Annotated in this window: 7 protein-coding genes; 4 read left to right on the forward strand and 3 right to left on the reverse strand. The window is 46.1% G+C overall.

Going from position 1 to position 14,694, the window contains the following annotated elements:
* Positions 1-114 precede the first annotated feature (114 nt).
* On the forward strand, positions 115-1,887 hold the full coding sequence (locus GFS24_RS26865; RefSeq protein ID WP_153665213.1) for a hybrid sensor histidine kinase/response regulator: 1,773 nt from the start codon (positions 115-117) through the stop codon (positions 1,885-1,887).
* 120 nt (positions 1,888-2,007) lie between these two features.
* Here the strand turns inward: GFS24_RS26865 and GFS24_RS26870 are convergent, their stop codons facing one another.
* From GFS24_RS26870 to GFS24_RS26880, 3 genes are all read right to left on the reverse strand, one after another.
* The gene (locus GFS24_RS26870; protein ID WP_153665215.1) at positions 2,008-3,135 is read right to left on the reverse strand and encodes a terpene synthase family protein; all 1,128 of its coding nucleotides are present in this window, start codon (positions 3,133-3,135) and stop codon (positions 2,008-2,010) included.
* Between the two features lie 391 nt (positions 3,136-3,526).
* Positions 3,527-4,597, reverse strand: a complete 1,071-nt coding sequence (locus GFS24_RS29040) for an SMI1/KNR4 family protein (RefSeq protein WP_173003209.1) — start codon at positions 4,595-4,597, stop codon at positions 3,527-3,529.
* A 13-nt stretch (positions 4,598-4,610) separates the two neighbouring features.
* Positions 4,611-5,063: a GNAT family N-acetyltransferase gene (locus tag GFS24_RS26880; RefSeq protein ID WP_153665217.1), complete on the reverse strand. Its 453-nt coding sequence runs from the start codon at positions 5,061-5,063 to the stop codon at positions 4,611-4,613.
* Positions 5,064-5,165: 102 nt separating this feature from the next.
* On the opposite strand from GFS24_RS26880, the gene GFS24_RS26885 reads away from it, so the two are divergent.
* The 3 genes from GFS24_RS26885 to pbpC are packed head-to-tail and all read left to right on the forward strand — an operon-like array spanning position 5,166 to position 14,677.
* Entirely contained in the window at positions 5,166-6,638 is a 1,473-nt protein-coding gene (locus GFS24_RS26885; RefSeq protein ID WP_153665219.1) for an ATP-binding cassette domain-containing protein, read from the forward strand.
* Positions 6,639-6,673: 35 nt separating this feature from the next.
* Positions 6,674-12,247 carry an alpha-2-macroglobulin gene (locus GFS24_RS26890; protein ID WP_253906605.1) on the forward strand — a complete coding sequence of 1,858 codons (5,574 nt, stop codon included), beginning with the start codon at positions 6,674-6,676 and terminating at the stop codon, positions 12,245-12,247.
* Positions 12,248-12,292: 45 nt separating this feature from the next.
* On the forward strand, positions 12,293-14,677 hold the full coding sequence (pbpC, locus tag GFS24_RS26895; RefSeq protein ID WP_153665221.1) for a penicillin-binding protein 1C: 2,385 nt from the start codon (positions 12,293-12,295) through the stop codon (positions 14,675-14,677).
* Positions 14,678-14,694 lie beyond the last annotated feature (17 nt).

Genomic DNA, 14,694 nt, shown 5'->3' on the forward strand with positions numbered 1-14,694 from the left:
TCTCTTATAGGAGACTGAGATCGGTGGCATGATTAATTTATCTAAAGTGCATCCGGAAAGGATAAATAATGTATTTTAGAATTACCTACAACTGAGCCCCCTGACTGTTTAGCTATGAACCTTATCCTTCCGATATTGCCCATAACGCTTACCCGCCTGTTTCCGAGCAGGGTGAGAGACTTTTTTTCCGCTTTGCAGAAATCAGGTTCAGAAAATGTAACAGACGAAGATGAAAAAAGGCGCATCATCCTGGTGAATACCATCAGCCTGGCCATTTGCGTATTGCTGATCGTTATCACTCCTTTTTTCTATGCAGTAACAGACACACCCGAGATCATCATATATCCGGTCATGCTCGATTTTGCCGTCACGTTTTCCGTGATCCCGTTAAATCGAATGAAGAAACACCTGGCCGCCAGTATTACTATCTATGTGATCCAATGTGCCTCCATTATGTATTTCGGCCTGTTGTTTAGTAATGTAGTGGCATTGGAGGCCATGATCATCTTCCTGATCTCTATTATCTACCTGATTTTCAAAGAGAACAAGTACAGGAGGATATGCCTGGCCATTGCTATTTCCACCCTGGTGATCATGGAGATCTTTTCCTATTTCAAGCTCTTCCCGGCTATCCGTTTTAGCTACGATACCACTTTTGTATTGCATAGCCTGGTGATCAGCGGCATCCTGGTACTGATCATCATTGTGAGCAGACCTTATATCAGGAGTAATGATACCAACCAGGCCCTGAAGCTGGCCAATCACTTTAAGAAAATATTTGTACACCAGGTAACACATGAAATGAGAACACCCCTCAATGCCATTTATGGGGTAGCGCAGTTATTAAAACGGCAGATCATGTTGAATGATCAGTTCAAAAGCCTGGAAATATTAGTAGATCAGCAACTGGATGCCATCAATAATACACGGAGCATTATTAATAATGTGCTGGATATGGCACAGATAGAATCCGGTGTGATCAGTAAATCAGAGAAAGAACATTTTCTGCTCAAACCCTTCTTTTACAAAATAACAGAAGTGAATAAAGTGATGGGCAGGTCAAGGAATATCCGTCTCCGGCTGAGCATAGAACAAATGCCGGACGTGTTATACGATGATATCCTGAACCTTCACCAGATCACCACCAACCTGCTGGCCAATGCCCTCAAATATGCAGATCGCAATTCACTGGTAGAGTTGAAGATCACGGGAATGGGTAACAAATGGAGCCTGCAGGTGATCAATCAGGGCCCTGTGATCACGCCGGAAAAACAGGAACTGATCTTCAATCCCTTCGTTACCGATAAAAGCAAATACATAGAGGGTACAGGATTGGGATTATACATTGTAAGTGGAAAAGTAAAATCCATGGGAGGCGCTATTTCCATAAGCAGCGATGCAGTCGGTACCATCTTCACCGTGCAGCTCCCGCTCTTTGAAGGAAATATGGAATTGATAAAAGAAGAAAAAGATGAGGACGAAATGTGGGCCGATCTTGGCCATATCAATGTATTACTGGCAGAGGATAATGAATTGAGTGCTCAACTGCTTTCCCGTATGCTGGCACAGATCGGTTGTAATACAACCTGGGTAAAGAATGGCCTTGAACTCATTCAGCAGGTGGGAAAACATATCCCCGATATCATCATCATGGATTTCCATATGGAAGTGATGGACGGAGAACAAACTTTATATCATCTCAAACAGATCCCCGCGTATAAAAATATTCCAGTAATAATCTCCACCGGTGATGCATATGCAGAAACGCGCGATGCCTTTTTAAAAGCAGGCGCCGATGCTTTTATTGAAAAACCTATCAACTATAGTTCTTTAATAAAAGTCCTGAAAATGCATCTGCATCATAACAGCCAAGAGTTACTGGAATAAAGAGGAATGTCGGCTTACTAACTGCAGCTTACTTAGCCCATAGCCCACTTACTGCTAGCTCACTTGCTTATACCCATAGCCCGCTTATTGCTAACTCACTTGCTATTCCCTCAATCCCCCTTAACCGACCTTCTCAGCAGTTTGCAATTGCGTTTCTTCCCAGATAGAATCCATCCTTTTGAAACGTTTAGTATAAACCTGCCACATCCAGCTAGCCTGTACACTTCTATCCAGGTCAGATAAATGAATACGCAGTTTGCTCACCATTACAGGATCACTCGCAGAAAGCTGTTCACATTTTTTCTCGATCTGTGCAGCCAGGTCCATAAAATCCATCAGCAGGTCCCGCACAATAGCAGCAGAGCTGTAGATCACATCCTGCAAAGACATCTCCGGATTATTCAGCGCAATAGACATCAGCAGGTTCGAGTCTGAATCATTGTCAATCACTTCCTTCTCAAAAGAGAAGAGGTCATTCATCAAACATCCAATTAAAGCCGCTGCTTTGTGCAGTCTTTTCATCCTTTGCACCACTTTGATCTTGGATAACCACTGCCAGTCCAGGAACACGCCCGTGCTGTATTCCACCAGCATCACAATATGCGGCATACCGGAAGTATGGTTCCGCATGTCAATGTACTTGTCTACCGTAGGAATAAAACCTAACCCTTCCACATTACAATCCTTGTGCGTTACTGCAATATGATAAGAGTAAAGTTTCAGGAACTGCGCAAACCATTCGGCCGGGGCCGTTTGCTGAATGTCCTTCAGGATCTCCGCATTGGCCAGTTCCAATGGATGGGCATTGTCTACCGTTTCCAGTGTTTCGTCAATGCAGGCCATCCGGTAAATGAGATGTTTGGCATTGAGCTGTTGCCGGGATGTTAAATTGCGGAAGATCTCGCGGCCCATGGTGTCGTTAAGATAGTAGTCGATGGCATTGTTCTTTACCATGGCAGCCATTCTTTCAAAAGTGGCCGTCGGAAAAACGTACAGTACACAACTGATGTAATGTTTGGCATTTTCCATCCAGATGCCGTAATGTTCCCCAAACTGCCGGGCCAGTTGGGTCAGTTCAGCACTCTGAGGATGTGGATTGTACCTTTTGCAGTAAGTGTCCAGTCTGAAATCTCCGTAGTTAAAGAGATCCTGAAGGGAAAAGGTAGAAGTTTTGAGCAATTGTGCGTACTCGTTTTGCACTCTTGCCAATGTGTCTTGTGTGGTTGCTTTCACATGATGATTGAACATAACTTTTGAATTTGATATGAGGAAATCGAAGGTTAACGGCTTGTTAACCAGTTAAAAGTTACGTAATTGGGCATCAATGTTTAAGCCGGCAGGAGCTGGATTATGGAAGGAAGATTAGATAAGTGTTAGTTTAAATATAAAAGTGATTTCGTATAGAGGAGTTACATAAAACAGGGCAGGTGATTTTTTTATAAACTTTCTTGAAAGAGATAAGAAAGATATGTCTTACATAGGCTCGACATAGGCTCAGTGTTTGACCAGGGTTTGATAAAAAAAGAGGGTACATCTGATGATGCACCCTCTTTTGTATATGTTTGATTTAATAACCTCAATGATAAAGATCTCTGATCGGGCCCTTCTTAATAAAGGCTATCCTTGCATTTTCAGGATCTTAATAACGTCCACGTCCTTCACCACCACCACGGTCAAATCCACCGCCACCGGTATCTCCGCCACCGCGGTCATATCCGCCACCGCCGCCGCTTCCGCCGCCACGATCGTAACCACCTCCGCCGCCAGTGCTGCCACCACCACGATCATAACCACCACCGCCACTGCCGCCACGGTCATAACCACCGCCACCGCTTCCACCGCGATCATATCCGCCACCACTGCCGCCACGGTCTCCACCACGGAAACCGCCACCGCCACTACCGCCGCGATCTCCACCACGGAAACCACCGCCGCCTCCGCCACCGCGGAAACCACCACCACCTCCGCCGCCGCGGAATCCTCCGCCACCACGGCCACCACCAAAGGTACGCGGCGCTTTTTTCTCAATGCCCCAAAGGTAACCATCACGGGATCTGATCACACTCCGCACGTTCGGTCCAAATTTGCCCCAGGCAAAACCTGAACCAATGGGTTTGTTGCGAAGATCCCCGATATAATAATTATAAGGCAACTGCGCAGCAAACGCCGCCAGTTCCTCGTCATTGGAATATTTAGCTTCGTCACGGGTGATCAATCCATCCTCTCTGTTCCAGATATCATTCACCACGATCTCATGCACAATATCTATGCTGGATTTCCGCATATCCATACCATATTCATGGAGGTGCTGCAGGAATTCACCCAGGTTTTCAGATTGTTTCACGATCACGGCAGGGTCTGTACATACATAGAACACACTACCCCAGTTCCCGTCTTTGTCAACGTCCAGTATCCAGTAATTACCATATCCGTCTCCCGCAACACGCACAGGATTTGGGATCAGGTTCGTCATTTCAAAGTCTTTCGTACCATCAAAAGTGATGGCGTCCAATCCATAAAAAAGAAACCCGCTGCTGAATTGCAACAGTTCCCTGATATCGTCTGGTATATGCCTCGTACGGAGGTGTTTAGCAATGGTATCGATTTCTTTATCAGATAATCCCGGCATTAATTCAACACTATACTCTTCTTTCTTATAGGTGTGATACTTTACGTCCAGCATTAATTTTAGCTGTTCAATTGGCGTCATGTTGACTGGTATTTTATTGTTGTGATCTAACCATTTCTATATGAGGAATGTTGTCCTCCAGATACATTTCACTACTTTGGGCGAACCCCAGTGACTCGTAAAATTTTTGCAAATACATTTGGGCCCCGATCTTAATAGGCCCCTTCCCCCAATTCTCTTCCACCGCTTTAATGGACTTTTCCATCAGTAACCTCCCTGTTCCCGTACCACGGGCAAATTGTGCCGTGATCACCCGGCCTATGGAAGCCATGTCAAACTTGATCCCTGGCTCAAACAACCTCGTGTAGGCAGCCAATCCCTGATCCGTAAAGCCCAGCAAATGTAACGCTTTCTGATCCGCATTGTCCATATCCTGGTAAGGACAATTTTGTTCCACGATAAAAACCTCGTTCCGCAGCCGCAAAACCTGGTATAATTCCTCCAGGCTGAGGGCGTTAAAGGCCTTAAGATACCACCTGATCTCCATGTCCGTCCTATTTTTTACAGCAATCGTAAAAATTTAACGGTTGCCGGTTTGATTTGTGAAAGATGATCCCGACATTGTTGCCCGGAAACCAATAAAAGCAGCATGCTTCCATTTCTGTCACTGGAGCACGTTACCGTGCGTAACCTGGACAAAACACTCTTCCAGAACCTTACCTGGCATATTCGTACCGGTGAGCACTGGGCTATTACAGGTAATAGCGGCTCTGGTAAAACCAGTCTCTTGCACACAATTCTGGGCAAAAATAACGTCCTGAACGGCACTATTCGTCATTATTTTTACGAAAGATACCGTGAAACGCATGAAGTGAGCGATCCTTACTTCAATTTTCGCCGCTTAATAGCCATGGTAGGGCATCATCACAACTTCCGCAATTTATCGCATACCACCGAATTTTATTATCAGCAGCGATTCAACAGCATGGACTCCTCCGATGCCCCCACCGTGGCAGAGTATCTGGAAGGAGGGGCAGAAGACCCCTTGCTGGAACCCCTGAACATTAAAGGCTTATTAAATAAAGAACTTATCAAACTCTCCAATGGAGAAACCCGCCGGGTAATGATAGCACATGCCCTGCTTCAAAAACCCGCCCTGCTGCTGCTGGACAATCCGTTTATAGGATTGGATGTGCAGTCCCGCCAGGCATTCCACCGGATCGTGGACCATGTGATCGCCTCCGGAACAACCGTAGTGCTTGTCACCACACCCACCGAAATTCCTGAAAGCATCACACATGTAATGCACCTGGAAGAAGGGCGTATAGCCGGAACGTTTAGTAGGGATTCATATTTGGCACAGCGTAACATTGTACAGGAAGCCCCGGTGCTGAAGATTGACCCTCAATTGTTGGCTAGGCTCACCGCTGATGCGTTACCCGCATCATTCCAACATATTGTACAAATGGAAAACGTCCATGTAAAATACGGAGAAAACACGATTCTTGACGGAATAAACTGGACGATCCGCCCAAATGAGAAATGGGCCCTGCTCGGACCCAATGGTTCCGGAAAATCTACCCTCCTCAGCCTCATTAACGCAGATAACCCCCAATCATACGCAAACAAGATTGCTTTATTCGACCGGAAAAGGGGTAGCGGAGAAAGTATCTGGGATATTAAAAGGAAGATCGGCTTCGTTTCCCCGGAACTGCACCAGTACTTTTTATCGGATGCCACCTGCCTCCAGGTAACCGGCTCCGGTTTTTTTGATACCATTGGTTACCTTCGCTCCTGCACACCGGAACAATTAGAGAAAGCAAAAGGCTGGATGCAGGTATTGGAAATAGACGGATATGCGGCCACCTCCTTTAAACAGGTACCCGAAAGTGTACAACGTTTAGTATTGCTGGCACGCGCATTGGTAAAAAATCCACCGCTCCTGATCTTTGATGAACCCTGCCAGGGATTGGACGCACATCAGAAAAAACATTTTAAGCAAGTGATAGAAGCCTTGTGTGAGCACATTCCCGTAACGCTGATCTATGTAACGCATTACGAGGAAGAACTACCCGGCAGTGTGAATTGTTTTTTGAGAATACGCAATGGGAAAATGATTTAATTCCGATACCTTTAGTCCATTCAAAAACCTACACTATGTACCCGAACACCCGGCATGTAACCCTTGCCTGCCTTCTGTTGTGTGCCGCGATGGCCGCTGTTATTACAGGTTGCAGCACACAGGCAAAAGAAATGAATCCCGCGTTTGCTAAATACATCGAAGCATTCACCACCGGTATTATTTCCAAGCAAAGCGCCATCCGCATTCAATTAGCGGGGGATGTAAACGTAACGCATACACAGAATGAACCTTTGGAAGAAGAGATCTTTTCTTTCTCTCCCTCCATTAAAGGAAAGGCATATTGGGTAGACGCCACCACCGTGGAATTCAGGCCGGATCAAAATCTCACGCCGGGTAAAACCTACAAAGCCACCTTCAAACTGGGCAAGGTGATGACCGTTCCCAGTGACCTGAAGAACTTTGAATTTGAATTCCAGGTCATAAAACCTTCTTTTGATGTAGAAATGTTCGGACTAAGATCTGCCAATAACAGTGCAGAAAAAATGACCTACTCCGGTGTAGTGCGCACAGCAGATCTGGAAGAAGTACAGGCCATTGAAAAACTGATCACCGTAAAATATGACGGAGCGCCTACCAGCATTGCCTGGCAGCACGACGTAGCCAACCGTTCTTATAAATTCACCATCAGCAATATTGTCCGTAAATCCACTGCTGCAAAAATGGAGATCGCCTGGAACGGCAAACCCATCAACTCAGATGTAGCGGATAGCAAAACCATAGAGATACCTGCCATCGGGGATTTCAAAGTGCTGGACATTAAAGCCATGTACGATCCGGAAGAATATGTAGTGGTACAATTCTCCAGTCCCATTAATATGGGCCAGAGCCTGGATGGTCTGATCGGTATCGGCGGTGTCAGCGATCTGCGCTATACCGTAGAAGGCAGTGAAGTGAAGGTATTTGCACCGGAAAGATTAGAAGGAAATTACACCGTAGTGGTGAATGAAGGTATACTCAGTGTTTTTGATGAAAAGTTAAATAAAGGATTCACCGGAAGTGTGAACTTTGAAAACCGCCTGCCAAGTGTAACCATTCCCGGAAAAGGAGTGATCATGCCACAAAGCGGCAAACTGGTCATGCCTTTCGATGCCGTTGGTTTGAAAGCAGTGGATGTAGTAGTGATCAGGATCTATGAAAATAATATTCCGCAATACCTGCAAAGGAACAGTCTGGACGGGCAGGATGAATTACGTCGTGTAGCCCGCCCCGTTGCAGAGAAAACCATTTACCTGGATCAGGATAAATCCCTGAACCTCCACAAGCGCAATCGCTTCAACCTGGATCTGGAACAACTGGTCAAAGCAGAGCCTGGTGCCATTTACCGTGTAACCATTGGTTTCAGGAAAGAATATGCGCTGTACTCCTGTAAAGGGCTTACCGCAAAAAGTGAAGGCGATGATGAGGAGGAGAGCGAAGAAGATTATGAATATTACGGAGAACAATTAGATGAAGATGATTCCTTCTGGCGCCGCTACGACAGTTATTATCCATACGGATACAAATGGTCCGAAAGAGATAACCCCTGCCACAATTCCTACTACAACAAAGAAAAATGGGCTTCCCGCAATATCATTTCCTCCAACATCGGCCTCATTGCCAAACGGGGTAATGATAACAGCATGGTGGTAGCCGTAACAAATATCATAGATGCCAAACCATTGTCTGGTGTAGAACTCGAACTGCTGGATTACCAGCAACAAGTGATCTTTAGCACCAAAAGCGACGGAGATGGTTTTGCAAAATTCGAACTGAAACGTAAACCTTATCTCTTAATAGCCAAACGGGATAATGAACGCGGTTACCTGAAACTGGACGACGGAAGTTCCCTGCCACTGGGCCGTTTTGATGTAAAAGGAGAAGAAGTACAACAGGGCATGAAAGGTTTCCTCTATGGAGAACGTGGCGTATGGCGCCCCGGCGATTCCATTTACCTCACCTTCATGCTGGAAGATAAAGAAGGAAAACTGCCACCCAATCACCCTGTGATATTGGAACTGTACAACCCGAAAGGTCAATTGTACAAACGCATCAACCAACACGAATCACTCAACGGTTTCTATAATTTCAATACACTCACAGATCCTGATGCTCCCACCGGTAGCTGGCAGGCAAAAGTGAAAGTAGGTGGTGCCGTGTTCAGCAGGAATGTACGGATAGAAACAGTGAAGCCCAATCGCCTGAAAGTGAAGCTGGACTTCGGCCCTAAACAAGCCCTGATCAAAGATGAAAGCCCGAAAGGAACACTCTCCGCAGCATGGCTCTTTGGCGCAACTGCCCAAAGCCTCAAAGCAAAAGTAGATGTATCCCTCACTTCATCATCCACCGCATTCCCCAAATTCGATGATTATCACTTTGATGATCCTACAGAAAAATTCAGCACAGAGAATAAAACCATTTTTGAAGGCGCTTTAAATGAAGATGGTGTAGCCAGTGTTGCGGCTAATATTCCAGTCGGTGAACGTGCCCCTGGAGCATTGAAAGCAAACTTCGAAATAAAAGTATTTGAACCCGGTGGAGATTTCAGTATTGATCATTTCTCCATGCCTTACCATGTATTTGATTCTTATGTTGGTGTAAGCGCACCGGAAGGAGATCGCCTTACAGGTATGCTGGTAACAGATAAACCTCACCAGGTGAATATCGTAAATGTGGATGCAAATGGTACACTCATCAGCGGAACCCGCCAGGTAGAAGTGGAATTATACAAGATCAGGTGGCGTTGGTGGTGGGATGAAAATTCCAATGAGATCAGCAACTTCACAGAAGATAATTATAACCAACTGTTACAAAAGAAAACAGTTACCGTTGTAAATGGTAAAGGCTCCTGGCCCTTCATTATCCGTTACCCGGATTGGGGCCGTTACCTCATTCGTGTAAAAGACCTGGAAAGCGGTCACATCACCGGACAATCTGTATATGTAGATTGGCCCAACTATGCGGAACGCCTGCAAAAGGAAAATCCCGCAGAAGCGGCTATGCTCGTATTCACTTCCAATAAAACAAAATACACCGTAGGAGAAGAAGTAGTGCTCACCATCCCCAGCAGCGAAGGCGGCAGAGGATTGATCAGTATTGAGTCCGGCAGTAAAGTAATTAAAACAGACTGGGTAGGAACAGAGAAAGGCCAAACCGTTTACAAGTTCAAAGCCGAAAAAGAAATGGCACCGAATATATACGTGAACGTTAGTCTCCTGCAACCCCATGCCCAAACAGCCAACGACCTTCCCATCAGGATGTATGGCACTGTGCCCATCCTGGTAGAAGATCCCAACACCATCCTCAAACCTGTCATCAATATCCCCGCTACTTTACGCCCTGAAGCAGATGCAGCGATTACGGTTTCTGAAGCCAGCGGCAAAGCGATGACTTACACCATCGCCATCGTAGATGAAGGATTATTGGACCTCACCCGTTTCAAAACACCAGATCCGCACAGCGTATTCTATGCACGGGAAGCATTAGGTGTAAAAACATGGGACCTCTTTGATTATGTGATAGGAGCCTGGGGAGCTGATCTGGAACGTATCCTGAGCATTGGTGGTGACGAAGGATTGAACAAAGGAGCCAGCGCCGCTAAAGCCAATCGCTTCAAACCAGTTGTGAAATTCATGGGACCTTTCGCTTTAAAGAAAGGAGATAAACAAACACACAACTTCAAATTACCACCTTATATAGGATCAGTAAAAGCAATGGTAGTAGCAGGACAGGAAGGTGCTTACGGTTTTGCAGACAAAGCCGTAGCCGTGAAGAAACCATTAATGATACTCGCCACAGTACCCAGGGTATTGGGTCCCGGGGAAACCATCCAATTACCGGTAACGGTATTTGGCCTGGAACCACATGTAAAACAGGCCAATGTAACCCTCGCTTCCAATGCATTTTTTGAAGTAGTAGGAGAAAGCACCAAACAGGTAAGTTTCCCCAAACCAGGAGAGCAGCTGGTATACTTTGATGTAAAGATCCGCTCACAAATTGGTATCGGTAAATTCAAGATTGTAGCCACCAGCGGAAAAGAAAGAGCAGAAGAAAATGTAGAACTGGATGTACGCAATCCAAATCCATATGTAACAAATGTGCTGGAACAACAGCTGGATCCGGGTGCTTCCTGGAATACTGCTTTCTCTCCTGTAGGAATGGCTGGTACCAACACAGGTACATTGGAAGTATCTACACTCCCCGCCATGAACTTAGGAAAACGATTGGATTACCTGATCCAATATCCACACGGATGCGTGGAACAAACTACCTCTTCCGTATTCCCGCAGTTGTCACTGGCGAACGTAATGGATGTGAGCGACAGGCAAGCTGCCACACTGGATGCTAATATCAAAGCAGGTATCAATCGCCTGAAAGGATTCCAGCTAACAGATGGTGGCCTTGGTTACTGGCCCGGCGCCAGCACTTCTGATGAATGGGGCACCAGTTACGCCGGACATTTTATGCTGGAAGCACAAGAGAAAGGATATGCACTACCGCCGGGATTCCTGGATCAGTGGAAGAAATACCAACGTAATAAAGCTGTGAGCTGGTCGCCCAGCAGTTATAATTTCTACGGTGGAGATATTGTACAGGCCTATCGTTTATACTTACTCGCACTGGCAAAAATACCAGAGCTGGGAGCGATGAACAGGTTGAAGGAATTCCAGTATCTGTCTGTTGCCGCTAAATGGAGACTGGCCGCAGCTTACAAACTGGCAGGTCAGGCAGAAGCAGCCGCAGCATTGATAAAAGGACTGAGCGTGAACGTTCAGCCATACACACAACTGAGTGGTACATTTGGTTCTGATCTCAGAGATAAAGCCATGATCCTGGAAACGCTCACTCTCATGGGACAGCGGGCACAGGCAAATGATATGTTACGCCAGGTAGCACAGCAATTAGGCAAAGATTCCTGGTACAGCACACAAACCACCGCCTATGCATTGATCGCCATTTCCAAATATTGCGGTGTAAATAAATCAGGCGGTAAAATGACATACACCTATCGCTTGAATGCAGCCAATGGTAACATCACGAGTGAGTCTTATGTTTCCCAGGTACCTGTCACTTTCAATGGTGCAAATGGAAATGTAACCTTGCAGAATAAAGGAACCAATGTACTCTACGCGCGCCTCATCTTAAGAGGTCAGCCGGAATCAGGCTCAAACCCTTATGCAGATAATAATCCGGAAGTGCTCAACATGAAAGTGGTGTACGCCAGTCGCACTGGGCAATTGGTAAATACGGATAACCTGAAACAGGGAACAGACTTTGTAGCAACCGTTACCATGAGCAATCCCGGTAAACGTGGTTACTATGAGAACATGGCATTAACACAAGTATTCCCTTCCGGTTGGGAGATCATCAATACCCGCCTGATGGGTACTGACAGCTCCATGCGTTCTTCTCCTTTCACTTACCGTGATGTGCGGGACGATAGAGTATATACTTATTTCAACCTGGAAGAAAGCAAAACAGTTACCTACCAGGTATTGCTGAATGCAGCTTACCTCGGCAGATATTATCTCCCCGCTGCTTCTGTGGAAGCAATGTATGATAATACCATCCATGCATTTGCACCCGGCAAATGGGTAGAGGTAACAAAATAAAATAATAGGCGGCAGCGGAGCACGCTGCCGCCTTTCTATATTAATATGTGGCAACGGATCAAACACTGGGCGATCAAAAGAAAATTACGGCTGAGCATCATCGCGGTGTTATTGGTGTTGTATTATTTCATCCTTCCTAAAAAACTCTTTACCGCACCTACCTCTTTTGTGATCGAGGACAGTAAAGGAGAACTCATGAATGCCACCATCGCAGCAGATGGCCAGTGGCGTTTTCCCGCAGATAAACTGGTACCCGATAAATTTGCCAAATGCATCGTGGCATATGAGGATAAACGTTTTTATTATCACTGGGGGATAGACCCCATAGCCACCAGCCGCGCTATCAAACAAAACATCACAGGCGGAAAAGTAGTTAGCGGAGCCAGCACTATCACCATGCAGGTGATCCGTTTATCACGTAACAAACCCCGCACATTCTGGCAGAAATTAGTAGAAACCGTTCTTGCCACCCGTCTTGAATTTGCTTATTCTAAAAAAGAAATACTGGGCCTCTATGCAGGCAATGCCCCCTACGGCGGAAACGTAGTAGGACTGGAAGCAGCCTCCTGGCGTTATTTTGGCCGCAAACCAGATCAGCTGTCATGGGCAGAAACCGCCACCTTAGCCGTTTTGCCGAACAGCCCTGCATTGATCCATCCCGGTCGTAACCGCCAGGTATTGATGGATAAGCGGAATGCTTTGCTGGCGAGGCTCTGGCATAATGGAACAATAGATAGCACCACTTGTGCATTAGCTTCCGTAGAACCTTTGCCAGATAAACCACACACCCTTCCGCAACTCGCTCCGCATTTATTGAATCGTTTCCGTTTGGATTATAAAACCGGTTCCACCCGGGTGAAAACCTCTCTGGATGGAGATCTGCAAAGAAATGTAAGTGACATCCTCTATCGTCATCACCTGCAACTGAAAGCAAATGGTATCAATAATGCTGCCGCATTAGTACTGGATGTGGAAACAGGTCATGCACTTTCCTATGTAGGAAATGTATACAATCCGGATAACCCCGAACTGGAAAGTTATGTAGATATCATCCAGGCACCACGTAGTCCGGGTAGTACCCTGAAACCCTTACTCTATGCCGGTTTGCTCAGTGATGGTTTGATGTTGCCCAATACTTTATTGCCTGATGTGCCCACGCAGATTGCAGGATACACCCCCATGAATTTCGACAGGGAATATGATGGTGCCGTACCTGCTTCAAAAGCATTATCCCGTTCATTGAATATCCCTGCCGTTCGCATGTTGCAACAATACCGCGCAGATCGTTTCCTGGTGTTATTGAAAAACCTTGGTATCTCCACCATGAATAAATCCGCAGGGCATTACGGCCTCTCTATGATCTTAGGTGGGGGAGAAACAACGTTATGGGAATTAAGTGGTGTGTATGCGAGTCTTGCACGTACTCTGCTGCACCTGGAACAGTACGATGGAAAATACGACGCCGATGATTATCATGCACCCGGTTACCGCACAGACGAAACTATCAGATCAAAACATACACCCACCAAACATGGTATCATAGATGCCGGTGCCATCTGGTACACCTTCCAGGCCATGGAAGAAGTAATGCGCCCCGGCGAAGAATTTGTCTGGGAACATTTCTCCTCCTCCAAACGAATAGCCTGGAAAACAGGTACCAGCTTTGGTTTCAGAGACGGTTGGGCCATTGGTATTACACCACAACATGTAGTAGCCGTATGGGTAGGGAATGCAGATGGGGAAGGAAGACCAGGCCTCACAGGAGTATCCACTGCTGCGCCGATCATGTTTGATATATTTCGTGTGCTCAACACCGTGAGTGCCTTTGATGCACCCGTTGGTAAATTACAGAAGATCGTTGTTTGCCACCTGAGTGGTCACAGAGCAGGAGAGTTCTGTACAGAAAAAGACACACTGGCTGTTCCCGCTGCCGGACTTCGCTCTGCTGTTTGCCCCTATCACCAATTGATCCACCTGGATGCAACCGGCCAGTACCGCGTAACAGCAGATTGTGAATCCCCACAATTGATGCAACATAAACCATGGTTTGTATTACCGCCTGCTATGGAACATTTTTATAAAAGCAGTCATAGTTACATTCCCCTGCCACCTTACAAACCCGGTTGCAATATGGCAGAACAGGGAAGATCAATGGAACTGATCTATCCACGCCCGCAGGCAAGAATTTTTGTACCAATAGAAATTGACGGAACCTTAGGGCAGACGATTTTTAAAGCTACACATCGCAACCAGAATGCACATATCTTCTGGCATATCGATAATGAATTTGTGGGAACAACGAGTGATTTTCACCAGATGCAGCTGAGGCCGAAACCGGGAAAACATACACTTACATTGGTAGATGATGATGGAGAGCAGATCCAGCAGGAGTTTGAGATCTTAGATAAAGAACGAAAAGAAGTAAAATAGGAAAGACGCCATCCGGC

It is taken from the genome of Chitinophaga sp. SYP-B3965, from assembly GCF_009647655.1.
Classification (GTDB): domain Bacteria; phylum Bacteroidota; class Bacteroidia; order Chitinophagales; family Chitinophagaceae; genus Chitinophaga.